This is a genomic window from Pseudomonas sp. GW821-FHT11G12 (assembly GCF_058808055.1).
Genome location: NZ_JBXARH010000004.1, coordinates 96,285 through 120,574, shown reverse-complemented (window position 1 = coordinate 120,574; position 24,290 = coordinate 96,285). Strand labels below are relative to the sequence as shown.

22 protein-coding genes and 1 tRNA gene are annotated in these 24,290 nt (G+C 59.9%); 10 read left to right on the top strand and 13 right to left on the bottom strand.

Going from position 1 to position 24,290, the window contains the following annotated elements; translation table 11 throughout:
- Nucleotides 1-55: 55 nt before the first annotated feature.
- Both AC1RR7_RS14790 and AC1RR7_RS14785 read left to right on the top strand, forming a co-directional pair.
- Entirely contained in the window at nucleotides 56-409 is a 354-nt protein-coding gene (locus tag AC1RR7_RS14790; protein ID WP_192560584.1) for a DUF7660 family protein, read from the top strand.
- 37 nt (nucleotides 410-446) lie between these two features.
- Nucleotides 447-833 carry a hypothetical protein gene (locus AC1RR7_RS14785; protein ID WP_493157851.1) on the top strand — a complete coding sequence of 129 codons (387 nt, stop codon included), beginning with the start codon at nucleotides 447-449 and terminating at the stop codon, nucleotides 831-833.
- Nucleotides 834-908: 75 nt separating this feature from the next.
- Here the strand turns inward: AC1RR7_RS14785 and AC1RR7_RS14780 are convergent, their stop codons facing one another.
- Entirely contained in the window at nucleotides 909-2,471 is a 1,563-nt protein-coding gene (locus AC1RR7_RS14780; RefSeq protein WP_102622440.1) for a sensor domain-containing diguanylate cyclase, read from the bottom strand.
- A 225-nt stretch (nucleotides 2,472-2,696) separates the two neighbouring features.
- Here AC1RR7_RS14780 and ycaC point away from each other — a divergent pair, with 225 nt between their 5' ends.
- Nucleotides 2,697-3,329, top strand: coding sequence for an isochorismate family cysteine hydrolase YcaC (gene ycaC / locus AC1RR7_RS14775; RefSeq protein ID WP_085708478.1), 633 nt, complete (start codon nucleotides 2,697-2,699; stop codon nucleotides 3,327-3,329).
- Between the two features lie 80 nt (nucleotides 3,330-3,409).
- On the opposite strand, the gene AC1RR7_RS14770 is transcribed toward ycaC, so the two are convergent.
- On the bottom strand, nucleotides 3,410-4,147 hold the full coding sequence (locus AC1RR7_RS14770) for a Fic family protein (protein WP_273538356.1): 738 nt from the start codon (nucleotides 4,145-4,147) through the stop codon (nucleotides 3,410-3,412).
- Nucleotides 4,144-4,407, bottom strand: a complete 264-nt coding sequence (locus AC1RR7_RS14765) for a hypothetical protein (RefSeq protein ID WP_273538357.1) — start codon at nucleotides 4,405-4,407, stop codon at nucleotides 4,144-4,146. Before AC1RR7_RS14765 ends, AC1RR7_RS14770 begins: the two co-directional genes overlap by 4 nt.
- A 141-nt stretch (nucleotides 4,408-4,548) precedes the next feature.
- Between AC1RR7_RS14765 and AC1RR7_RS14760 the strand changes: the two genes are divergently transcribed.
- Nucleotides 4,549-4,623, top strand: a tRNA-Lys gene (locus tag AC1RR7_RS14760).
- Between the two features lie 25 nt (nucleotides 4,624-4,648).
- Nucleotides 4,649-6,958, top strand: a complete 2,310-nt coding sequence (locus AC1RR7_RS14755; protein ID WP_493157850.1) for a hypothetical protein — start codon at nucleotides 4,649-4,651, stop codon at nucleotides 6,956-6,958.
- Nucleotides 6,959-7,010: 52 nt separating this feature from the next.
- Here AC1RR7_RS14755 and AC1RR7_RS14750 read toward each other — a convergent pair whose 3' ends face one another.
- The 5 genes from AC1RR7_RS14750 to AC1RR7_RS14730 form a co-directional block, all read right to left on the bottom strand.
- Complete coding sequence (locus AC1RR7_RS14750; protein WP_493157849.1) at nucleotides 7,011-8,273, bottom strand: NAD(P)/FAD-dependent oxidoreductase; 1,263 nt, start codon at nucleotides 8,271-8,273, stop codon at nucleotides 7,011-7,013.
- 4 nt (nucleotides 8,274-8,277) lie between these two features.
- On the bottom strand, nucleotides 8,278-9,855 hold the full coding sequence (locus tag AC1RR7_RS14745) for an aldehyde dehydrogenase (NADP(+)) (protein WP_493157848.1): 1,578 nt from the start codon (nucleotides 9,853-9,855) through the stop codon (nucleotides 8,278-8,280).
- Between the two features lie 68 nt (nucleotides 9,856-9,923).
- Nucleotides 9,924-10,871: a dihydrodipicolinate synthase family protein gene (locus AC1RR7_RS14740; RefSeq protein ID WP_493157847.1), complete on the bottom strand. Its 948-nt coding sequence runs from the start codon at nucleotides 10,869-10,871 to the stop codon at nucleotides 9,924-9,926.
- 55 nt (nucleotides 10,872-10,926) lie between these two features.
- The gene (locus AC1RR7_RS14735; protein ID WP_493157846.1) at nucleotides 10,927-11,853 is read right to left on the bottom strand and encodes a 4-hydroxyproline epimerase; all 927 of its coding nucleotides are present in this window, start codon (nucleotides 11,851-11,853) and stop codon (nucleotides 10,927-10,929) included.
- 22 nt (nucleotides 11,854-11,875) lie between these two features.
- Nucleotides 11,876-13,507, bottom strand: a complete 1,632-nt coding sequence (locus AC1RR7_RS14730; RefSeq protein WP_493157845.1) for an APC family permease — start codon at nucleotides 13,505-13,507, stop codon at nucleotides 11,876-11,878.
- Nucleotides 13,508-13,731: 224 nt separating this feature from the next.
- On the opposite strand from AC1RR7_RS14730, the gene AC1RR7_RS14725 reads away from it, so the two are divergent.
- The 3 genes from AC1RR7_RS14725 (at nucleotide 13,732) to AC1RR7_RS14715 (ending at nucleotide 15,512) form a co-directional block, all read left to right on the top strand.
- A complete protein-coding gene (locus AC1RR7_RS14725) occupies nucleotides 13,732-14,502 on the top strand; it encodes an AraC family transcriptional regulator (RefSeq protein ID WP_096820681.1) in 771 nt (256 codons plus the stop codon).
- A gap of 64 nt (nucleotides 14,503-14,566) precedes the next feature.
- A complete protein-coding gene (locus AC1RR7_RS14720) occupies nucleotides 14,567-14,839 on the top strand; it encodes a hypothetical protein (protein WP_493157844.1) in 273 nt (90 codons plus the stop codon).
- Between the two features lie 46 nt (nucleotides 14,840-14,885).
- A complete protein-coding gene (locus tag AC1RR7_RS14715; protein WP_493157843.1) occupies nucleotides 14,886-15,512 on the top strand; it encodes a DUF3885 domain-containing protein in 627 nt (208 codons plus the stop codon).
- Between the two features lie 73 nt (nucleotides 15,513-15,585).
- Here the strand turns inward: AC1RR7_RS14715 and AC1RR7_RS14710 are convergent, their stop codons facing one another.
- Complete coding sequence (locus tag AC1RR7_RS14710) at nucleotides 15,586-15,906, bottom strand: hypothetical protein (RefSeq protein WP_102622474.1); 321 nt, start codon at nucleotides 15,904-15,906, stop codon at nucleotides 15,586-15,588.
- Nucleotides 15,907-16,050: 144 nt separating this feature from the next.
- Here AC1RR7_RS14710 and AC1RR7_RS14705 point away from each other — a divergent pair, with 144 nt between their 5' ends.
- Both AC1RR7_RS14705 and AC1RR7_RS14700 read left to right on the top strand, forming a co-directional pair.
- Nucleotides 16,051-18,177, top strand: coding sequence for a TonB-dependent receptor family protein (locus tag AC1RR7_RS14705; RefSeq protein ID WP_493157842.1), 2,127 nt, complete (start codon nucleotides 16,051-16,053; stop codon nucleotides 18,175-18,177).
- Between the two features lie 42 nt (nucleotides 18,178-18,219).
- Nucleotides 18,220-18,747: a hypothetical protein gene (locus AC1RR7_RS14700; protein WP_273539236.1), complete on the top strand. Its 528-nt coding sequence runs from the start codon at nucleotides 18,220-18,222 to the stop codon at nucleotides 18,745-18,747.
- Nucleotides 18,748-18,787: 40 nt separating this feature from the next.
- Here the strand turns inward: AC1RR7_RS14700 and AC1RR7_RS14695 are convergent, their stop codons facing one another.
- The 4 genes from AC1RR7_RS14695 to AC1RR7_RS14680 form a co-directional block, all read right to left on the bottom strand.
- On the bottom strand, nucleotides 18,788-19,543 hold the full coding sequence (locus AC1RR7_RS14695) for an ABC transporter ATP-binding protein (RefSeq protein ID WP_096820686.1): 756 nt from the start codon (nucleotides 19,541-19,543) through the stop codon (nucleotides 18,788-18,790).
- Entirely contained in the window at nucleotides 19,537-20,598 is a 1,062-nt protein-coding gene (locus tag AC1RR7_RS14690) for a FecCD family ABC transporter permease (RefSeq protein ID WP_096820687.1), read from the bottom strand. Before AC1RR7_RS14690 ends, AC1RR7_RS14695 begins: the two co-directional genes overlap by 7 nt.
- On the bottom strand, nucleotides 20,595-21,782 hold the full coding sequence (locus AC1RR7_RS14685; RefSeq protein ID WP_273539237.1) for an ABC transporter substrate-binding protein: 1,188 nt from the start codon (nucleotides 21,780-21,782) through the stop codon (nucleotides 20,595-20,597). The genes AC1RR7_RS14690 and AC1RR7_RS14685 overlap by 4 nt, the downstream gene beginning before the upstream one ends.
- A gap of 64 nt (nucleotides 21,783-21,846) precedes the next feature.
- Nucleotides 21,847-24,264, bottom strand: coding sequence for a TonB-dependent siderophore receptor (locus AC1RR7_RS14680; RefSeq protein WP_493157841.1), 2,418 nt, complete (start codon nucleotides 24,262-24,264; stop codon nucleotides 21,847-21,849).
- Between the last annotated feature and the right edge of the window lie 26 nt (nucleotides 24,265-24,290).

Here is a 24,290-nt window from a genome sequence, read left to right as displayed (position 1 = left end):
TTCCTGGTTTCCAGCAGCGTTACGAATGAGTGCCCGGGTTTGAAGTTGACCGTCCATGCTGCTGTATCGCAGCATGGCGCCTCCCGAACACCAAGCCTGGAAACTCATGTCTGACCCTTTGGATCTTGATGAATTGTTGGTACATGTCAGCGATGAAGCCTCGTTCATTCGCTTCATCCAGGCGCTGGGTGCTGATTTTGCCCACGAGCGATCACTGGAAGAGCTGTCACCTTCAACGCTCGATCGGGCCGGCGCTTCAGAGTGGGAAAACGGATCCGTTGACTCGTTTCTCGATGCCGCGGCCGCGTGGGCTGATTCAAGCAGCCGGTCCATCTCAAACGAAAGAGCGGTATCGAACGTGTGGCAGCGTTGCGCAGCCATTCTGCTGGCCGGAAAGTTTTATGAGTGATCCGGGCGCTACCTTCGCGTCTGGCCGGAAGAGCCCCATGCCCAGAATGCTACCGGACAACGAACTCAAGGCGCTTTCGGTGGAAGCCGAGGTCAATGGATTAACGCTGAGTGATCTTGCCGTCACGTGCGCGAAGTTCGGAATGACACCGCGAGATCTACTGAACGAGCTCTCCGTAGCGATTGCGGAAAGCTATCTGGAGAGATCGCTGGACTATGAATTTTGCGATGGTGTGATGAACGGAATCATCAATGCCGTGGTTGAGGTCGGCATGACTGACGATATGCCTGAGCCCGCCTTCTCGCTCTATCAGGCGTTTGATCTGGGTGAATGGATCCGCAGCGAGGATCCGCCGGGGACTGATCCCAGTGAGAAATACGCGAGGCCGGTGGTTGAAGAAATAATGCGTGCGTTCAGGGGCTGAGGTTCAGTTTCGATTCTGACGGGCAACTGACGTGGAATCGAGCTTGTACCACCGGCCGTCACCCGCTGCCATCGATCACACCGACTCGTCTGCCGAACACCAACGATTGCGCCCCAGCCGCTTCGCCTGATACAGGCAGGTATCCGCCGACTGCAGCAGCATGGCCGGCGTCACTGTGTCGTCAACCGGATGGCGGGTCGCAATGCCGGCGCTGGCCGTGACGTACCCGAGGGGATGCCCGGAGTGTTCCAGTTCCAGCGAGCGGATGGCTTGCAGGATGTCCTCGGCGACTTGAATGGCGCCGGCGTTCTCGGTGTTGGGCAGCAGCACGGTGAACTCTTCGCCACCGTAGCGGACGGCGAGGTCGCCGGGGCGTTTGACCGCTTGCTGGATCGCGCGTCCGACGGCGTTGAGGCAGTCGTCGCCGGCGGCGTGGCCATAGCGGTCGTTGTAGCGTTTGAAGTGGTCGACATCGAGCATGATCAACGACAGCGATGAGCCCTGGCGCCGGGCCAGACGAATCTCGTCCGCCAGCGCGTTGTCCAGGCGCCGGCGGTTGCCGAGCCCGGTGAGGCTGTCGGTCAGTGCCATGTCGCGCATGGCCTGGTGGGCGGAACGGATCTCCCGCTCCATCGCGATCCGCTGGCGCAACTGGCTCAGCACGATCAGTCCGAAACCGGCGAGGACCAGGATCAGAAAAATCAGCACGAAGCCGTTTTTCAGCAAGTCCCGACGCCATGGCGCGGTGATGGAATCTTTCGACAGGCCCGCCTCAACCACTAGCGGATAGGTGGTCAAGGCGCGATAGCCATAAAGCCGTTCAGTGTCATCGACCACCGCTCGGATCTGGGCGATGCCTTCGTTGGAGGCGGGCAGGTAAGTCTTGAAGATCTCGCTGTTCGCCAGGCTTTTGCCCACCACGGAGGCGATGAAAGGACGGCGGACCAGAATCGTGCCGTCACGCATGGCCAGCACCAGTGCGCCTTTGTCATCGATCCGGAAATCGCCGTAATAGTCGACGAAATAACTGACCTTGACCGTCCCCAGCAGCACGCCTGCGAACGAGCCATCAGGGTTGTTCAAGCGACGGGAGATGGGAATGATCAGGTCATGGGTGGAGCGGCTCTCGACCACCTGGCCGATGCGCACTTGCCGATCCTCATGGGTGCGGTGGTACTGGAAATAATCGCGGTCGGCGTTGTTGGCTGTTTCGGGGGTGACCTCTTTGTCGGTCACGATCCAATGGCCGTCCGGGCCGTAGATGAACAGGCCATGCAACTGCGGCATGATTTTCGATTGCTGCACCAGCAGCTTGTGAATGCGCGGGACATCGAGGTTCTGCAGTCCGTCACCTTCGACACGCTCGGCCAGCCCGGCGGTGACCACATCGACCTGGCGAATCGTGTCTTCGGCGTGCTGGGCCGTGGCGCGGGCCAGGTTGGTCACCGAATCGCGCGCAGACGCAAAGACCGAACGATAGTCACGCCACGTCCGCCAGCTCTCGACCGCCAGAAACGCCACGACCACAACCAGCATGAAGCTGACCGTCAGCCGGAAGGTCGAGCCGGCCTTCACGGCTTTGCTGGCGGGGTGCTGCGCCTTGTTTGCAGTTGGCTCTTGCGTGTTGCGTCCGAGCATCAACTTTTCCTTGAATGTCGTTCTGAACGTAATGCTGGCGGACATTATGACAAGGATCGGCAGGAAGTTCGGGACCGCAGCGTGATTGAGCCTCGGTTTGCGCTGATTGTCTCTTCTGAGTTGACGGTTAAACGCTTTGCAGGTGATTTATCGCTTTCAGGCGAGTCATTAATCTGTGCCCATCTTGAACGCAAGCGAACTTCCACAACTAAAAAGGGATTCAACATGAGCACTGCAACCTACAACCGCCTGAACAAAGACGACGCCGTGGTTCTGCTGGTCGATCACCAGACCGGTCTGATTTCGCTGGTCCAGGACTTCTCGCCGAACGAGTTCAAGAACAACGTGCTGGCATTGGCCGACCTGGCCAAATTCTTTGAGTTGCCGACCATCCTCACCACCAGTTTCGAGCAAGGCCCGAACGGCCCGCTGGTGCCGGAACTCAAGGAAATGTTCCCGGATGCGCCCTACATTGCCCGCCCGGGCCAGATCAACGCCTGGGACAACGAAGACTTCGTCAAGGCAATCAAGGCCACCGGCCGCAAGCAGATCATCATTGCCGGTGTGGTGACCGACGTGTGCGTGGCGTTCCCGACCTTGTCGGCGCTGGCGGAAGGGTTTGACGTGTTCGTGGTGACCGATGCCTCCGGCACCTTCAACACCACCGTGCAACAAGCCGCATGGAACCGCATGACCCAGGCCGGCGCACAGATGATGAACTGGTTCTCGGTGGCCTGTGAGCTGCACCGCGACTGGCGCAACGACATTGAAGGGCTGGGCAACCTGCTGTCGCAACGGATTCCTAACTACCGCAATTTGATGAATGGCTACGCGGCGCTGACGGCTCGTCAGGGTTGATCGAATACTGCAAAAAATGTGAAAGGCCTGCTCTCAAAAGCAGGCCTTTTGTTTCTACTGCGGTCCTCTAAACGTGAAGGTCATTCGATGGGCGGTGTTCTATACGTTTTATAGAGCCGCTGCACTTCTGGACTGTCGAGGTTCTCGTAGGTAATGCCTTCTTTATCCAGCCCATCCAGACCCTTTATTCCACCGATCATTTCCGGCCATTCGTCACGGCTGGAGATATCGAGAACGTAGGGCTTCAGATAGTCGTCGAGATGGCCTTTGAATGGGTTTTGGATCTCATCACTGAGTGCTCGCAGGTAGTCGTCTTTGTTCGTATTTGACCAATCAATGGCGAATCTCGTGCGGTAGCACAGTTCCATGTAAATGAGCAGGATCGTGCGCCCATTGCCATCCAGAAAAGGGTGAGCAGATGCGAGCTGGCCCATTACTTCTCCCGGACGTTCTCTGAAACGCTCTTTGTTTGCAGCAAGTTCAAGGGCGTATTCCACAGACCTTCTGATGAGGTCGGGACGTTCAAAAACCGTGTGGCGAGGATCGTCTTTTGATCCCTTGAAAACGGCGAGGTGGGGTACGAGTTCGTTCCTGTCCTTTCCGGCCCATGGATAGAAACCGGAAAACAGGATTTCGTGCGTTTTGAGGACAGATTTGTAATCGATGGGTTTTCTCTTGGCCAGATAGGCAAGAGCGTCTTCGAGACTCGCTTCGAAAGCGAGATGTTCAGATTCTTTTACCTCGAGGGGATCTTTCAGCTTCAGTGAATTTTGAAGATAGCCGTTAGTGTCAAAATCGCCGAAAGGGTCGAACATCATGCGCTCAGCTTCTTTTTGGACCGCCTCTTTTCCTCAAGATAACGCCCTTGAAATGTCATGATTTCCGATTTGTTCAGAACACCTTTCCTTTTGAGATTGACGAGTAATTGCTCAACGCCATCCAGCTCAACGACATCACCCGCCAGGCGCGTAATGGTCATCGCCATGCAGCTCATGCTGTCACGGTCGGCGGTGACGTGATGTTCCTTGGCAAGCTTGCGAACCTCGGTTGCAACACTGTCAGCGGCTGGTTTAGTCATTTGGAAAACCCTTGTCTACGTGTTCTGAGCATAGCATGACGCCGGTTCATCAAAAGATGAAGGATCAGAACCAAACTGCAACAAAATCCCCAAGATTGAGCTTCACATCTTTTCATTGCCAGTCGACAATGCGCGCTCTGTTCCGGGGTAGTTCAGCGGTAGAACACTCGGCTCTTAACCGGGTGGGCGCTGGTTCGAATCCAGCCCCCGGACCCATTACAACGCAGGGTCGCAAGGAAGTATGTCCAGGCACGATAGTGAATCGGATGCGTTTGTCGGGATAAATGACGGTTATGCGCACTTTCAACTATCTCGAGCGCTGACCGCGGCACGAGAAAACGACGCTGACCCACAAATGCTTGATCGGATCGAGCGTTGGCGACAGGTTGTCGAGCATCTCGTGCAGGGCAGCGCGCTGTACGGTTCACGCACACCGTTTGCGGATTTGCCCGAATGGGTCACGTTGGAGGTGGCCACTGGCGGCTTTGCCACTGGCAAGTTTCTGGCCGGCGGCGAGTTAACGCTTTATGAGCGCCGGTTGGCTGCATTGATCCCCGGCATTCGCGTCGGGTTTGAACGACTCGATTTAAATACCTGGCATCTTTCAGATGAAGGCGTTGGATCGCTTCAAGAGTGTCTGGCGAAAGGGAATTATCAAATCGATGTGCCGGAAGAGGCTGCACTGCTGACAATTGCCTGGTTTCTGAAGCACCAGCGCATCGAGGAAGCACGAACGCTGATTGAGCAGATTGCGCCTTTTTTCGAACGACTACGTTTCTTTCCGACAGTCACTGACAAGCAAGCATTCTCGGTGGCTGAAGTTGAGGTTTTTAATGTCGGTTATATCAGCCAGCGTTTGGCCACTCTTGCACCTCAACCGCGTGTGGCTGTTCAAAAACACGTTGTCGAAAACAGCTTGCCTCTCTACGACGCAGCCATCTCGCTTTTCCTTCTGACCTATCAGGAAAGCTGGCCTTGCAGGTATTACCCTGAGGGTTGGTTCGAACGTGCAATTGCGCTTGGCGCACAGTTTGAAAAGACATTGGAGTCTGATCCCCGCAGTGCAGGCTCCTCCATGAACCGGGTGGTGGAGTTGCATGCATTGCTCAAACAGTGCTCCTTTGATCCGGCATCGCTGACGGGGCGTCAAGTGGGACGCATCCGGAAGATTGTCGATGACTTTCTGGCCAAGCATGGCCATCCAGAATCCGAAGCACACTCCAATAAGCGAGCAAAGCAACGCCATCACGTGAACGCGTCGGCACATCATCTGATTGCCAAGGCTGTCTCCGCGCGTCTGACGAGTTATCCAGACTCTGAAGGTATTTCTGACTTTTCCCCTCTGTTGGAACCCATCACCAATGAGGAGGCGAACCTACATGCATTAATGGTTGGAGACGCCGTTCCCCCCTCGGTTCGTCGACGCCTCGAACGCTGTCGCAAGGGAACCGTCGCGGAGTTGATTGACCAGGGTGTGATTACATCCGGAGATACGGTGGCGCGAGTACTGCCGACCATGACGGCGGAAATCTGTAGTGCGGGATATCGAGATGCAACGCTGAAGACATTGTCTGTCGCTACGTATCGAGCTTTCAGGCGTCGACGCTCTTTGTTGCTATTGGATATGCAACGTCAGGTGAAAATCGGAGATATTCCGTGGGTGTCTGCGCTTGAAAGTGAGTATGAAGCGAACGTATCTGCGGTCGAAGGCGCCAAACAGGCCCTGATCGAAGCGTCAGCACTGACTCTCTCGGCGTTTCCACAAGCGATTATTCCGAACAAATTGCTTCAGGAATTTTCGTCCCTGGTTGAAACGGCGAAGCTGGATCTTCCAATCGTGGAGGAGGTCGCGGCAGACATCTTCATGGGCGCTTTCTCGAATAAATTCGTGAAGGCCGCCAGGCAATCAGCCCGTATGTTGACTGGATCGCTTTACGCCCGATATTACGATATCGATACGGATCAGTTGGCAGGCCTTCCCGACCCGCCGAAATCGAGGCGCACCAAAACGTATTGGCAACGTTCGACAAACAACAACGATGCGCTGGCCCGACTGTGCGCTCAGCGTGCAAATGTCGATATCGGTACCCGGCATCCTGCAACCAACGGCACCATTATCGAGCAGCAACAGATCGTGACAACACAGAATCTGGCAACGCTGTTTGGTGTTCTGGGACTGAGAGAGGTGTTGCATGATCGCCTGAGTGCAATGGCTCAGTCGTGCTTCGAATGGGTTTGCCGTCGCCAACAAATTCAGATCCGGCTTTACCACGCACGCTTGGTCATGTTGAAAAATACGGCCTATGCCTGGCGTCAGATGTTGTTTTATTTGTCGATGCTGGATCCGGTTCAGTTGCAGGGTGCACTCAAGACCATTGAAATGCATTTTGCGGCTCAATCCAGTGAGTTTCAGGAAAAGTTTTTACCGGCCATGATCGGGTTGCGTATAGCAGCATCCGGGCATCCGTTGACTGAGAGTCGCCAGAAGCACGAAGGCGGGAAGGTGTTTCTCGGATGGACCACTGAACGACACTGGCTAATGCCTTCCTGAAAATTTATCGCCAAGCGAAAGGCCTGCCCTCAAAAGCAGGCCTTTCGCGTTTTCAGAAACGATCCAGCCTGTAAGGCTCGACACTCGGCAGTTCCTCACCCCGAGTCGCTACCAGCGGCGAAACCATCCGCAACACGAGCTCCGCCGTCACCGCCGCCTGGGTCAACCCCAGATGCTGATGACCGAACGCGAGCAGTACCTTGCCGTCGTCTGTCTGATCGATGATCGGTAGCGAGTCCGGCAGCGAGGGCCTGAACCCCATCCACGGAGTGGCCGCCTCGGCACTCAACGCCTCACGGAACAACCCCTTGCTCAACCGATGCAACTGCCAGGCGCGTGCCATGGTCGGCGGCGCTTCAAGCCCGGCGAATTCGACGGTGCCCGCCAGGCGCAAGCCTTCGGACATCGGCGTCATGATGAACTTGCGTTCCAGTGACGTAACGGGGAAGGGCAGCCGGTTGTGTTCCTGAGGCAGCATCAGGTGATAACCGCGCTCGGTGTCCAGCGGCACTTTCTTGCCCGTCAGCGCTGTCGTCAGCCTGGCCGAGTGAGCACCGCAGGCGATCAGTACTCGACGGGCGTTCAAGTTGCCGGTTCCGGTATTGAGCGAAACGCCCTGTGCATCCAGTTGTCCGCCCTCGACCCGTTGCTTCACAAACTGCACGCCGCTGGCCTTCGCGGCGCTGACCAGTTCACACACCACTCGGTACGGGTCGATGAAGTGCCCGGTGCTCGGGAAAAACAGCCCGCCCTGAAGGTGTTCGCTCAGTTGCGGTGCGCTGTCACGCACCGCAGCCGCCTGCCATAAATCGACCGGCACCTGTTGCTGACGCAAGCGTGCCTGCAACGCTTCAATGGCCGGGCGCGAGTCGGGACGTTCGAACACCAGCAGCGAACCTTCCACTTTCAGCAGATCGGGCCGCTGGATGTCACCGAGCAACCGGTGCCAGGCCTCCAGCGAGCTTTCGTTGAGTGCTCGCAGACCCGCCACGGTGCGCTGGAACGGCGCCGACCGCAGATTCAGCAACAGCCGAGTGAACCAGGGCAGGGCGCAGGGCAGGTATTTCCAGTCCAGGCGCAGCGGCCCCATCGGGTCCATGAGCATGGCCGGCAAGCGCTTGAGGATCGACAGATCGGCAATCGGAAAAACCTGCTCGGTCGCCAGGTGCCCGGCGTTACCGAACGATGCGCCGTGACCGGGTTCCTGCGGGTCGATCACGACCACCTGCAAACCCTGTCGCGCCAGACGCAGGGCGCAGGCAACGCCGATGATGCCGGCGCCGACCACGGCGATGTCATGGGTGATGTTCGGCATGGTTTCAGGCTTCCCTTTGGCCATCGAGCAGGCGTCGCAGTGCCAGTGGATTGGCCTGTTTGAGTGCGGAGGGCAGCAAGGCGTCGGGGAAGTCCTGATAGCAGACCGGGCGCAGGAATCGCAGGATCGCCGCCGTGCCGACCGACGTGGTGCGTGGGTCGGACGTGGCCGGGAACGGTCCGCCATGCACCATCGCATCGCACACTTCCACACCGGTCGGCCAGCCGTTGACCAGCAAGCGTCCGGCCTTGCGTTCCAGTGTCGGCAGCAATGAGCGGGCCTGATCCAGATCCTCGTCATTCAGATGCAGCGTGGCGGTCAGTTGACCTTCCAGCTGTTCGAGCACCTGACGGACCTCATCGTGGCCAGCGCATTGCACGACCAGAGACGCCGCGCCAAACGCTTCGGCTTGCAGTGCGTGATCGGCAAGAAAATCCGCAGCATCGGTGACGAAGACATGGGCCTGCCCCTGGTTCGGACCTGTTCCTCTCTGGCCGACCACTGCAAGACGTGCGCGCGGATTTTCCGCCAGTGCATTCACGCTGCACTCGTAAGCATTGAAAATGCCGGGCGTGAGCATGGTCTGTGCCGGGCTGCGCTGGATGAGTTCGGCGGCGGCGCCAATGAAGGTGTCCAGCGCCGGCCCCTTGAGGGCGATGACCAGGCCGGGATTGGTGCAGAACTGCCCGGCGCCCAACGTGAGCGAGGCGACAAAACCTTCGGCCAGCGCTTGCGGGCGATTGTGCAACGCGGCGGGAAACAGCAGAACCGGGTTGATCGAACTCATTTCCGCATACACCGGAATCGGTTCGGGGCGAGCCTGAGCCGCTTTGATCAGCGCGAGTCCGCCACTGCGCGAACCGGTGAACCCCACCGCTTTGATGCGTGGATCGCTGACCAGCGCAATGCCGACTTCACGCCCGGAACCGTACAACAACGAGAACACGCCCTCAGGCAGACCACACGCTTTGACGGCCCGGGCCACCGCGCGGCCAACAAGTTCGCTGGTGCCGGGGTGGGCGCTGTGGGCCTTGACGATCACCGGGCAACCGGCGGCCAGTGCCGAAGCGGTATCGCCGCCAGCGACGGAGAACGCCAGTGGAAAATTGCTCGCGCCGAACACTGCCACCGGCCCCAGCGCAATCTGACGCTGACGCAGATCCGAACGTGGCATTGGCTGACGCTGTGGTTGGGCGCTGTCGATGCGCACATCCAGCCATTCGCCGGCTCGTACAGTACGAGCGAACAGCCGCAATTGCTGGCAGGTACGCCCGCGTTCGCCCAACAGGCGAGGGCGCGGCAGGCCGGTTTCGGCCATGGCGCGTTCAATCAACTCATCGCCGAGGGCTTCGATTTCGTTGGCAATGGATTCGATGAATTCAGCGCGTGCGTCCAGCGCTGTCTCGCGATAGCGGTCGAACGCGGCCCAGGCGAGTGCGCAGGCTTGCTCGACGTGCTCGGCGGAGCCGCCGGAGTAAGCGGGTTCCAGCGGCGAGTCGGTGGCCGGGTTGATTCCCTGAATGATCTCGCGATCACCCGAGATAGTTTGCTGACCGATCAGCAGTTTGCCCGTAAGAGACATGGCAGGTTCCTGGAAAAGAATGAAGGCCCGCCGCGGATGTGGGCAGCGGGCTGAAGCGAAGCGGCCGGTCAGGCGAATTTCTGTTCCGCCGACCAGTTTTCGTACCAGTGACGGAACAGCGCGTACTGGGCTTCCGCGTAGCGACGCTGCGAGTCGCTCAGGGCATCGGTCTCGTTGAAATGCAGGGTGTATTCCTTGTCGCCGTTGAGCACCATCAGGTGTTTGTAATACAGCACCAGATCCGTGCCCTCGTCGAAGGACGACAGCACCGCCAGCGCCGATTCCAGCTCCCGGGCCTGACGTCGTGCCTTGGCGTCACCCTTGGCCGCCTGTTTGCTCAGCGTCACCAGTTGCAGCACTTCGTGGGGCAGGGCGTTGCCGATGCCGGTGATCGCACCGGTGGCGTTGCAGTTGACGAAGCCGTGCACCACTTGAGTATCGACACCCACCATCAGGGTCACGTCATCGTCCTTGGAGGTGATGTGCTCGGCGGCGTAGCGCAGGTCGGCGGCACCGCCGAATTCCTTGAAGCCGATCAGGTTCGGGTACTCGCGGCGCAGTTCGAAGAACAGGTCGGCGCGGGTCGCGAAGCCGTAGTAAGGGCTGTTGTAGATCACCGACGGCAAGTTCGGCGCGGCCTGCAGAATCGCGGCAAAGTGGGCTTTTTGCGCGGCGAGCGAAGCACCACGGGACAGCACACGTGGAATCACCATCAAACCCTGAGCACCGACTTTTGCGGCATGGGCAGCATGGGAGACTGCTTCACGGGTGTTGATGGCGCCCGTACCGACAATGGTCGGAATCCCGGCGGCCACCAGGCGCGCCACGCCTTCCTGACGCTCGGCCTCGGTGAGCAGCGGCCAGTCACCCATGGAACCGCAATAGACCACGGCGCTCATGCCGGTATCGATCAGCTCGCGACCCTTGGCCACCAAGGCGTCGAAATCCGGTTTGCGTGCGGCGGTGCATGGGGTCATCAGGGCGGGCATGCAGCCGGTGAAGATGTTGTCGCTCATTATTGTTCTCCTTGGAACGGTCATTCGGATTGGATTGGAAAAGCAGCGCAGCGGCTCAGATGCCCCACGCGAATGGATCTGTTTCGTCGATCAGCAGCGTGCTGTCGGCGGTCATATAGGCGCGGCCAGTGATGAACGGGCGCACGCGTTCACCTTCCCATTCGAAGCGACCTTCGAACTGGCTGCCGGTGATGCTTGCCTGTACCCAGCGCTCGCCGGGCGCCAGTTTTTCGTCGGCGGCCAGGCAAGCGAGTTTGGCGCTGGTGCCGGTGCCGCACGGTGAACGGTCGTAGGCTTTGCCGGGGCACATGACGAAGTTGCGGCTGTCGGCGTGGTCGTCATCGGCGAACAGTTCGACGTGGTCGATCACCGCGCCGTCCTCGCCATGAATGCCTTGGTCCTCGAGGGCCTTGAGCATTTTCCAGGTCAAGTCGGTCAGGGTTTCGACGTTGTCCATCGTCAGCGTCTGTCCGTGCTCCGACACCAGGAAAAACCAGTTGCCGCCATAGGCGATATCGCCGAGGAAACGGCCGTACCCCGGCACCTCAACCGCCACTTGTTTGCGCAATCGATAAGCCGGCACGTTGCCCAGCGTCACGGCGCCGTCTTCATGCAACGTCGCGCTGACCGGACCGACCGGCGTGTCGATCTTGTGCACGCCCGGCGCGATCAGCCCCAGGTGCTGCAAGGAGGCGACCAGGCCGATGGTGCCGTGGCCGCACATGCCCAGATAACCGGCGTTGTTGAAGAAGATCACGCCGCAGGTGGCGTCCGGCGATACCGGTTCGCAATACAGCGCACCCACCAGCACATCGTTGCCGCGCGGTTCCAGCAGGCAGGCCCGGCGCCAGCAGTCGTGCTGGTTGCGCAGGGCGTCGCGTTTTTCGGCCATGGTGTTGCCAGGTAGATCGGGGAAACCCTTCATCACCAGGCGCGTGGGTTCGCCGCCGGTGTGCGAATCAATGACGTGTACTCGTTTCATGGACGTGTCCCTTCAAGAGATTTCAATAAGCGCCGGCAGCGCGCGGGTTGGAAGCGGAGGCCGGGGACGTCGAAGTGACTTCGCTTTCATCCTCTTCGGACTCCAGGCGCAGCAGATGCGCCGGTACACCGGTGGCGGCGCCCCAGTAATAAATGCCGGTGGCGAAAGCGGCGACGACCAGCGTGTCGAAAGGGTGGGCGAGGATGCCCAGACCACCGAAGGTGCCGAGTTTCGACAGGACGATGGTCACGGCGTAGAAGGCGATCAGCCACGCGGATGAGCGCACTTGATGGGCAAGGCTCAGATGCTGGGTCGGTACGAAACGACCACACAGCAGGTACACGACAAACATCAGGATCTGCAGGCCGAGCAGCCAGGACACGGTGTCCCAGCCCGACCAGTAGACGATCAGCGCGGCGATGATGAACGACACCGGCCCCAGCACGCCCATGCACTTGACCCGGAACGGGCGCGGCATGTCGGGTGCATTGCGACGCAGCGCGGCGACGGTGACCGGGGCCACGGCGTAGCTCAATACCAGTGCGGCGGACACCACGTTGATCAGCGCTTCCCAGGACGGGAACGGCAGGGTCCAGAACACCGACAGGGCGAAGGTCAGCCACAGCGCCGGGCGCGGAATGCCGGACTTCTCATCGATGCGGGTGAAAACTTTGAAGAAGGTGCCGGTCTGCGCCCAGCCGTAGATCACTCGTGGCGTGGCGTTCATGTAGATGTTGCCGCAGCCGCTGGGCGAGATCACCGCGTCGGCCACCACCAGATAGGCCAGCCAGCCCACACCGAGCGCCAGGGCGATGTCGCGATACGGCAGGGCGAATTCCTTGGAAACCCCGGCCCAGCCATTGGCGAGCAATTCGGTAGGGATGCCGCCGAGGAAGGCCGTTTGCAGCAACACGTAGATCGCGGTGGACAGCAGCACTGAAAGAATCAGCGCAATCGGGATAGTGCGCTGTGGGTTTTTCACTTCACTGGCCACCGAGATGATCGGGGTCAGGCCGAGGTAGGCGAAGATGACGCCGCCGGCGGAAACGGCCATCTCGATGCCCGAGAGCCCGAAGGGGGCGAAGCCTTGAACCTGGAAATTCTCGGGTTTGAAGAAGGTGAACAGCACACCAATCACCAGCAGCGGCACGATGAACTTGAACACGCTGACCAGATTGTTGGCCTTGGCGAAGGTTTTCACGCTGCGGTAATTGAGCAGGAAGAACACGCAGAGCAGACCGAACTGCACCAGCCAGCCCAGCACTGTCGGATCACCGCTGCCGGTCTTGGTCAGGCCGGGAAACCACGCCGCCGCATATTGGCGCGAGGCAACCACTTCGATCGCCACCAGACTGGAAAACGCGATCAGCGTGATGAAGCCCATCAGGTAACCCAGCAGCGGCCCGTGGCTGTAGACCGGATAGCGCACTACACCGCCGGCGCGGGGCAACGCCGCGCCCAGTTCGCAGTAGACGATGCCCAGCAGCAACACGGCGAAACCGCCCAGCAGCCAGGAGAAAATCCCGGCCGGCCCGGCAATCGCGGAGACGTGACTGGCCGCGAATAACCAGCCCGAACCGAAGATCGCCCCGAGCCCGATAAAGGTGAGGTCGATCAATGAAAGTTGTTTTTTGAACTTGCCTTGGCCTGACATGGCATCGCCTTCTTGTGAGTTATTGGATAGGCAGGTGTGAAGTCACTGGAACGGCTAAACAGTGAACTCATCAGGCGTCGGGCGATTGATGTTTTGCGCAGGTCTGGATGACGAAATCAGCACAATTGCACTGAGCGACAGCAGGCCTCGACAGTCTGCGGACGTTGCTGCAATCTGCACGCGAACGCCGTACAGCCGATCCATCCGCGAAGGAAAAACTGACGATGCAGAACGCATTTGCGATCCTGTGCGAGGGTGATGAGCGCAATCGCCCCCAGACCCTAGAAGCCTTGGTGGCGGGCGTGGCTGCGTTGTTGCCGATGCTGGATGTGATTCCGAATGCAGCGATTTTCATCAAGGATGTCGAGGCGCGTTATGTCATGGCCAACCGCACGCTGGTGCAGCGATGCGGGTTGAAAGACCTGAAACCGTTGCTCGGTAAAACCAGCGCGCAGGTATTCCCCGCGCAACTGGGGCCGGGCTACACCGAGCAGGATCGTCGGGTGCTGGAAGAAGGGTGGGTGCTGGAGGATCAGCTGGAATTGCACCTGTACGGCAGTCGCGAACCGGGCTGGTGCCTGACTCATAAACGACCGCTGTACAACCGCGACGGCGCGATCATCGGCCTGGCGGGGATTTCGGTGGACCTGCAATCGGCCAGCGAAACCCACCCGGCCTTCGAGCGTCTGGCCGCTGTCGACGAACACATCCGCGCGCATTTCAATCGCCGGGTGACGCTGGGTGAACTGACCCGGATCGCCGGTATCTCGGTGGCGCAGCTGGAGCGCTACTGCAAACGGGTGTTCCACCTGACGCCACGGCAGATGATCCAGAAAGTACGACTGGAACATGCCCATCGCTTGCTTCACACCGACATGCCGATCACCGAGGTTGCACTGCAATGCGGCTATACCGATCACAGCGCTTTTACCCGACAGTTCAAGGCCTCGACCGGATTCACGCCGCGTCAGTATCGACAGGCGACGGAACAATGAGCGGCTTGCGAGTCATCGCGGCTAGACTGAACACGTCAGCCCCCTTTGCTGCAGGTGAAACGAGATGAGCGAAATCTGGGTACGCCGATGCTCGTATGGCCTGTGCGCGATCATGTTGACGCTCACAGCGTCCTGCTCAAGCAAGGCTCACTACGCGACTACCGGTGATCGCTGCTATGCCAAAGCGGTGCCGACGGCGGGCGAGGGTGGCCTGGCCTGGGGATCGACCCTGGGCCAGGCACAGAAAAAATCCATGGATAACTGCATGCGCTACGCCGGCCGCTCCGGCGGTACGCCCGGTACCTGTCAGGTGGTGGTGGCCAAGTGCAAGAATTGATAAGGCGCGATAGCCGCCCGAGCCACATTGACCGGAAAGGACTTCAGTGAATCTTCATCTTGAAATCGAGCGGATTTTTACCGACCAGGCCTTCGCAAGGCCGCTGTTTTATTCCTGCCCGGGAGGACTGCGTTTCGAACTCTCCGAAACGGGAGGGATGATCGAACAGTTCCTGTTGGCCTTGCGAAAGTCGACCGAGATCTGCACCGACATTTTCAGTGGCGAGCCCACGCTGGTGACCTGTCTGCGCTTTCACTCCGGCGGTCAGCGATTTGCCCATCGAGCGTTGCTTCAGTCCCTTCGGTCGGCTGGCATCGAGATACCTGCAGAACGTTCGATCTGGAGTGAACGCACTGATCCGGATGACTGGTTCTGCGAAAGCGAACCCGAGTACTGGATCAACCTCGCATTCGAAGCGCCCGTAAGGTCGCTTCAAGCATTGCTCTGGTGCGCACTGGCCACGGATTTTGGCGCCATTGCGCCGAATCCACGCTGCGCGGTCTACCTGTTCAATTTGAAGGCCGAAGTGATGGTTTTCCCTTACGACGACCGAGGAATGGACGTGGTCGGGCCCAACAAGGATCTGCTTTCAAGGCTGTATCACCGGCATCAAGCGTATCTCCTCGATTACGACCGGCCCGCGATGGACGCTGACTTCGCGGGCGCTGCCTGAGATTGGCCCCGAGCCCTTGATGCCGATCAGAGAGGTCCGAGGGCTCAAGGGCATTTGAATCAAGTCCCGTTCACTAGGTGCGTTGCAAGGCCCGCGACACGTACATTTTGGTAATCATTGACACCATCTCTTTCGCCCCGAAACAACGGAAGTAAAAGTAGCCGTAGTCGGTTTCCAGACACACAATCTTGGTCATGAACCCCCATTCCAGGCTGACCTTTCGAATCGATGCCATGGGGATTTCAATATCCAGAACCCCGTCCTGAACCATACGGTTCATGGCATTGGCGTTCATGAAAATCGTGGAGTGGGTCACCGTCACCTTCCCGCCAACCCAGAGTCCGCTGGGGGCCAGAAAATTGACCAGTTTCGTCTTCAATACTGCTTCGGCCATCCCTGCATCTCCCTCGTTCAAATCACAATCCAGCATTTCAGCCGCCTGTTTACCTGACAAAAAACAAAATCACCATGTGTTTACTTCGTTCATTCATACGTCGCAGTTCTCACTGCCCGTTTCTGTCTGTCTGGAGTTCTCTCGATGCCCTCGCTCAAAACACTGCCCGCTGCATTGCTGGGGCTGGCCCTTGCTTGTCCGGTGGAAGCCGAGTCTCAGGGCATGGAGTTGGGGCAGGTGCTGATCGGGGCTGAAGACCAGAGCGGCGAAGACCTTTCGCTGGAGGAGGCCAAGGCCCGCTTGGCACAGGTGCCCGGTGGCACCAACGTGGTCGATATGCGCCGCCCGATGCAGGGGCGGGTGGCGAGCAATCAGGATGTGCTGGCGTATCAGCCGGGGGTGTATGCCCAGTCGGCGGGCAACGAGGGGGTGAAAATCTCGATTCGTGGTTCGGGCATCAATCGGGCTCCTGGTGCTCACGCGTCGGGGCTGTACACGATGCTCGACGGTCTGCCGCTGACCGGCCCCGGCGGTACGCCCTATGAGTTGCTGGAACCGCTGTGGCTCGACCATGTGGAAGTGCTGCGCGGTGCCAACGGTTTCGATCGTGGGGCCCTGGCACTGGGCGGTGCAGTCGATTACGTCAGCCACACCGGCTACGACGCACCTCGGTTGAATGTGCGCTACGTCATGGGCAGCCACGGTTATGCCCAGCGGCAAGTCAGCTCGGGCCAGGTGCTGGGCGACTTCGATTACTACCTGTCGATGACCGATGCACACTCCGACGGTTATCAGGATCACACCGCGAGCAAGAGCCAGGGCGTGATTGCCAACTTCGGTTATCGCTTCAATCCGAATCTGGAAACCCGCTTCTACATTCGTCACCGCGAGACCGACAACGACCTCGCCGGGCGGGTGACCAAGCACGCCATCGAGCACGATCCACGGGCGGCCAACCCGGCCTACGTGACGCGCAACGACAGCCGCGATCAGCCCGGCAGCACCTTCATCGGCAACAAGACCACGTATTACATCGACGACGATTCGAGCATCCAGACCGGTCTGGTCTATCACGATTACCCGATGGACCTGCGCGAAGGCCCCAACCGCCTGAAGGTCGCTTACACCGATGTCAGCGGCACGTTCGACTACAAGCGCCGCGACACGCTCTGGGGGATGGAGAGCAACAGCACCGTGGGCCTACGAGTGACCAAGCACCTGCCCAACGACGGCGCCAGCGAACTGGTGCGGATTCCGACCGGCAACACCGCCGGTTACGCGCCGGGTACTCACATGCGCAACTTCACTTATCAGGGTTCGGATTCTGTCCTGCATGTGGGCAACGACCTGGAAATCGCCGACGACCTGTGGCTGACCACCGGCCTCGCCGCGATCTACACCCGCCGCGAAAGCGCCGTGACCTACCCGGAGGGTGGCGGCAAGACCAGCCTCGGTGACTGGGACTACGCGCCACGCCTGGGTCTGCGCTATCAGGTGACGCCAGACCTGCAACTGTTCGGCAACCTCAGCCGCTCGGTTGAAGCGCCGCATCCGTGGTCGCTGATCTACAGCTCCAACGTACGGTTCCCGGCCGGCAGCGGCGCCGCCACCGGTACCCAGCGTGATCCGGTCAAACTGCAGAACCAGACCGCGACCACCCTGGAACTCGGCGGCCGTGGCGACAGCGCACTCGGCGAATGGAGCCTGGCGTGGTACTACGCCCAGGTGCGCCACGAATTGCTCTCGGTATTGCCGGATGCTAACGCCACCACGCCTTATGAACTCAATGCCAGTCCTACGGTGCACCAAGGTGTGGAGGCGAGCCTCAACAGCAATCTGTGGTCAGCGAACGACGGCGGCAAGCTGAGCCTGCGCCAGGCCTATACCTTCAGCGATTTCCATTACCGCGACGACGATCGCTTCGGCGACAACCGCTTGCCGGGCTTGCCGATGCATTACTACCAGGGCGAACTGCGCTACGACTTCCCGCAGGGCTTCTTCGCCGCCGTCAACACGCAACTGGTGTCGAAAGTGGCGGTGGATTACGCCAACAGCTACTACGCCGACCCTTACGCCACCTTCGGCGCGACCCTCGGTTACAACGCACCCAAGGGCGACTGGCAGACCTGGCTGGACATGCGCAACCTGACCGACAAGCACTACGCCGCTACAGTTACGCCGGGCTATGACGATAAAGGACTGGATGCCGCACGCTCAACGCCGGGCGAGGGCATGGCGATGTATGTCGGGGTGTCGTGGAGCTTGCTCTGAGGGGCAGGCAGTTCCCTATTCAAACGTCTCAAGGAATGGTTGATGTTCGGTAAATACAAGTCTGGTTGGTGTGCACTGCTGGCAGGATCGATTGCGCTCAGCGGTTGCACGTCACTGTTCATGGGCAAGCAGTACGAGTTTCCCCGCCCGGATGAGCCATCTGCGACCGTTCGCCTTAAATATGATCGTGGCACAACGCTGGACGCGATGACGTTCAACGAAAAAAGTTGTTATGCCGGCTTTACACCGCTTTCCTATAACGGCGATTTCATCGAGTCCAAAGTCGCCGTCGGTAAAGAACTGGTGCTGACTTACCGCGATGTAGTGGGCAGTACTCAGTGCCAGATACCCTTTTCCTTCACGCCACAGGAAGGCGCTATCTACACCATAAAGACCGGTTTCTGGAGCGAGACCAAGCCCGGCATTATTCCGGTGTTCAAGTACGACCAGTATCACTGCGGGATCGGCGTAGTGAAAAAGGTTGGCGATCAGGAGAGTGTCCAGCCCATCCAGCAACTGCGTATCAAGACCGGTTTCGGCTGCCTGAAGTTTTTACCCGTCACAAAATAACTTTCGGTATCCCTGCCTTTGCAGTCTGACGGGGTAACCCTCAAACAATATCGTCGATCAGAATATGGTGCTGCCCGCGGCTGCATTGCTCGATCCGTGCCTCGACCTTGTAAACCGTGCGCAGCATCGGCTCGGTGATGACTTCATGGCTGGGCCCGCTGCCATGGGCCGTGCCGCCGGCAATTACCAGCACCTGATCGGCAAAGCGCAGCGCCTGATTCAGGTCGTGAATGGCGATGAACACGATCACTTCGCGCCGGCGCGCCAGGGCTTTCATGAAGTTCAGCACCTGAACCTGCCGGTGCATGTCGAGTGCGCTGGTGGGTTCGTCCATCAACAGGACTTCCGGCTCGCGCACCAGGGTCTGGGCGATTGACACCAACTGTTGCTGGCCGCCGCTCAGTTCGCCGAGGTTGCGGAACGACAGCTCGGTGATCCCGAGCGCATCGAGAATCTCGTCCACCAGTTGCAACTCATCGTCGTGAACCGACCAGTTGGGCGTCAGTTGCTTACGCGCCAGCAGCACCGATTCGTACACCGTCAACCGCGCGCTGGCATTCAGGCCTTGGGGCATGTAGCTGATGCCTTGAGTGCCTTTTTTCGAGCCTTCGAGAATCACTTCGCCCGGGCCATCGATCAGCCCGGCCATGCGTTTGAACAACGTCGATTTGCCCGCCGCATTGGGCCCGACCACCGCCACGACCTGGCCGCCGGTAAACGTCGCGGTGCTGACACCGGAAATGATCTCGCGCTGCCCATAGCGGGCGCCGAGGTTGTCGAGCCGGATCTTCACCATGAGTTTTTCTTTCCGTTGAGAATCAGAGAAATGAAGAACGGCACGCCGATCAGTGACGTGACCACGCCGATGGGGAATATCGCCCCCGGGATCAGCGTCTTGCTGACCACCGAACTGGCGGACAGGATCAGCGCACCGGTCAGCAACGAGGCCGGCAGGAAAAACCGCTGATCCTCGCCAATCAGCATCCGCGCGATGTGCGGCCCGACCAGCCCGATAAAGCCGATCGTGCCGACGAACGCCACCGGAAACGAAGCGAGCAGGCTGACCATGATCAGCGTCTGAAAACGCAGGCTGCGCACGTTGATACCGAAACTGGCAGCCTTGTCATCGCCCAGGCGCAATGCGGTCATCGCCCACGCGCGTTTGGCGAAGATCGGCAGGGTGATGAGGATCACCACGCAGATCACCCCGAGTTTCGGCCACGTGGCTTTGGTCAGGCTGCCCATGGTCCAGAACACCACGGCCGCCACGGCTTGTTCGGTGGCAAAGAACTGCACCAGCGCCAGCAGCGCATTGAAGGTAAACACCAGCGCGATGCCGAGTAGCACGATGGTCTCGGCCGTCACCCCGCGACGCATGCTCATGAAGTGGATCAGCAGCGCCGAAAGCATCGCCATGATGAACGCGTTGAGCGGCACCATGTATTGCGCCGCCAGCGGAAACAGCGCCACGCCAAAGGCCAGCCCCAGCGCCGCACCGAAACCGGCCGCCGCAGAAATGCCGAGGGTGAAGGGGCTGGCGAGCGGGTTGTTGAGGATGGTCTGCATCTGCGCACCGGCCAGCGACAGCGCCGCGCCGACAGCGACCGCCATCAACGCCACCGGCAGACGGATGTCCCACATCACCACGCGCACTTGTGCCGACGCAGTATCCGGTGAAATCAGCGCGCCAAGCACTTCGCTGAGGCTGTAACGGGCCGGGCCGAGCGCCAGGTCGAGCAGCACGCTGAAGATCAGCAGCACGGACAGCCCAAGCAGAATCAGCCGTTTACGCAGCACCAGTCGACGGTAAGTGACACTCTGCACAATCGGTGCTTCGCCCAGCGAACTCATGGTTTGGCCTCGGTTTTTTGCAGGCTGACGAAATAGCCCGGTTCGTAAGGCACTGGCAGAAACCGCTCATGCAACTCGCGAAACGCGGCATCCGGATCAAGATCGGCGAACAGTTCCGGGTGGAACCACTTGGCCAATTGCTGAATGGCCACGAACTGGTAAGGGCTGTTGTAGAACTGGTGCCAGATCGCATGAAACGCCTGAGTGTTCTGCGCCTTGATGCCGGCATAGGCCGGGCGCTGGGTGTACCAGGTCAGTTTGCGCCGGGCGTCGGCCAGGTCCGCGCCCGGGCCGACGCCGACCCAGTGACCGCCCGGCGCAAAGGCTTCCCAGTCGGCGCTGGTGACCACGACATGGTCGGGGTTGGCGACGATCACTTGCTCAGGATTCAGTTGCCCGAAGGTGCTCGGAATGATCCGACGGGCGATGTTGTTGCCGCCGGCCATGTCGACGAAAAGACCGAAGTTCTCGTTGCCGAAACTCAGGCAGCAGTCATCGGTGTAGCCGCCTATGCGCTCGATGAACACGCTGGGACGGGCAGGGTGGCGCTTTTCGATGACGTCGGTGACGCGATGGATCTGCTGGTTACGAAAATCGATGAAGGCCTCCGCGCGTTGTTCCTTGCCGAACAACTTGCCGAACAGGCGCATGGTCGGCTCGGTGTTCTGCATGGGGTTGTTGCGAAAGTCGACGTACACCACCGGAATGCCCAGGGCGTCGAGTTTCTCGATGTAGCGTGCATCCTCGGTCGCGTGTTGGGCTTCGATGTTGAGGATGATCACGTCAGGCTTCTGGGAAATCGCCTGTTCGATGTCGAAGGTGCCGCTCTCGAAACCGCCGAAGGTCGGGATCTTGGCAATGTCGGGGAATTTGCGCAGGTAGGCGTTATAAGTGTCCGGGTCCGACTGGATCAGGTCCTTGCGCCAGCCGACGATGCGTTCGATGGGGTTCTGCGTATCCAGCGCGGCCACCAGATACAACTGCCGACCTTCGCCCAGGATCACCCGGCGCACCGGCAGGTGAACCTTGACCGTGCGGCCCTGCAAATCAGTCACGGTGCCCAGAGCCGGATCCGGCTCGGCAGCCTGCGCGCTGCTCGGCATCAAGGAAGACAAGGACAGGCCCAGCAGCCCCGCAAACAGCAGGGCGGCGAAGGTCTGGCGGCGGCGAAAAACGTTAACCATGGTGTATGCCTTTGCAAAAGCCGGATCGGACCACGACGCCAGGCGCCGCACCGGGCCGGACGTTTCAGAAATCGACAGTGGCCGAGAGCAACAGGGTCCGAGGTGCGCCTTGAGAGAACGCGCCGTAAGAGGCGACGCCTGACCAATATTCTCGGTCGAACACGTTCTGCACGGTGGCCCGGAAAGTGGTCGGTCGTTCGGCGATGCGCGTGGCGTAGCGGGCGCCGACATCGAAGCGGGTCCAGGCGTCCAGTTGTTGGGTGTTGGCCTGATCGACGTATTGGCTGCCGGTGTAAATGGCGCCGCTGGTCAATGTCAGGCCTTCGACTTTCGGGACGTCCCATTCGGCCCAGAGGTTGGCTTGCACCTCGGGAACACCGACCGGTTTATTGCCGCGATTGGCGGCAACGCCGGTGCGGGTCAGTTCGCCGTCGAGCAGTGTCACGCCACCGAGCAGGCGCGTGCCTGATGCGATCTCGCCGGCCATGTTCAGTTCGACGCCACGGTTGCGTTGCTCGCCATTGACCGCGAACACCCCGGATGCCAATTCGCCGCTGGGCTTTTCAAGTTGAAACAGGGCGATGGTGGACATGAAACGGCCGTAATCGAGCTTGACCCCGACTTCCTGCTGGCGGGACACATAAGGTGAAAAGATCTCGCCCGCGTTGGAGGCGGCGGACGGCGCGATGTCACCCTTGCTCAGGCCTTCGACGTAGTTGTAGTAGAACGCGACATGGTCCCAGGGCTTGACGACGACCCCGAACAGCGGCGTGGATTTGCTCTTGTCGTAATGTGTGGTGACGAAGCCGGCCGCGTTGTAGTTATCCGATTTGATGTTTTGCTGGCGCACGCCGAGCGTGACTTGAAGGCGTTCGTCGAGCACCGACAGGGTGTCGGCGAGGGCCACGCCCGACAGTTCGCTTTCGGAGACCTTTGGCGTATCCGGTTTGGCGATCGCGGGTTTCGGACGGTCGATCGGGTGGTAGATGTTCGACAGGATCGCCGGCCCGGAAATAATGCCCCGGGACAAGTTATCGCGGTAACGGGTGACTTGCAGGGCAGCGCTGTGACTGATCGGCCCGGTGTCGAAACGCAGGCGTGCACCCGCGTCGACGGTGTAGCGCTGGACTTCGAATTTGTAATAGCCGGGGATCGACGAGGTGTCGCCCGCTTCGTTGATGATGGTCGGTGTCTGGTCGGACATGCGCGCGACATCCGATCGGCCTCCGCCAGCATGGGCGAACAGCGTCAGGTTGTCGTTGAGGTCGTATTCGCCACCCAATAACGCCGATTTATCGCGGGTTTCCGACCAGCCCCATTCCTGGCTGACGCTGGTGCGCCCGTTGGCTGCTGAAGGAATCTCCACGCCGGGGGCGATCAGGAACGGTCGGGACGCGGCGTCGAAGCTCTCTTTCTGGTTGATCAGATCCAGGGTGGTGCGCAGGCGTTCACCCTGATAGTCGAGGGAAATCGCGCCGATGCCGACTTCCCGCGATTGTTTGTCGATGGCCGTTTCACCTTGCTGGACGCTGCCATTGATTCGCACCCCGAACCGGCGTTCTTCGCCAAAGCGCCGACTGACATCGACGTGACCGCCGACCTGGGTATTCAAGGCGTAACTGGTGGTAAAGCGGGTCAGGTCTTCGTCCAGCGAACGCTTGGGCACCACGTTGATCACGCCGCCGACACCGCTGTTGGGTGACATGCCGTAGAGCAGGGCGCCGGGGCCTTTGACCAGTTCGATGCGTTCGGCGTATTCGGTGAACACCCGGTAATTGGAGGCCACGCCGTACACGCCGTCGAACGCCAGTTCACCGAGGTTGCCTTCGCCGACCGGAAAGCCACGGATGAAGAACGAGTCGACAATCCCTCCGGCCTGGCCCGTGGAACGTACCGAAGAGTCACGCTCCAGCAAGTCGCCGACGGTGACAGCCTGCTGGTCCTTGATCAGCGTCGAGGTGTAGCTGCTGACGCTGAACGGGGTGTCCATCGCGTCGCGGTTGCCCAACATGCCGAGGCGTCCACCGCGAGCGACCTGACCGCCCGGGAGCACCGATGGCAAGCTGTCGCCGCGCCTGTCGGTGCCTTCGATTGTGGTGTCCGACAACGTGACCCGGCGTACCACCAGCGTCCAGGTGCCGTCGCTGCGGGCGACCATTTCCAGGCCGCTGCCCTCCAGCAGGCGGGTTACCGCTTCCTGTACCGAGTAGCTGCCGGACAATCCCGGGCTGACGAGGCCTTCGGTGATCGACGGCTGAAACGACAGGGCAATCCCGGCGTCCACGGCAAAACTCGACAGGGTTACGCCAAGCGGTCCAGGCGCGATGTTGTAGGCTCGTACGGTGACCGCGTCCAGTTGCGTCGGTCCGGCGGCCAGAGCGAACGTGCCACCGGCCAGGCCCAGCACAACGCTGAGCAACACACTGCGTAGAACGGGCTTTAGTAGCAGACGATCCGGAGGCAAGGGTCGTGCAACGAGCATGAAGGAGTGACCCTATGGACGAGGTG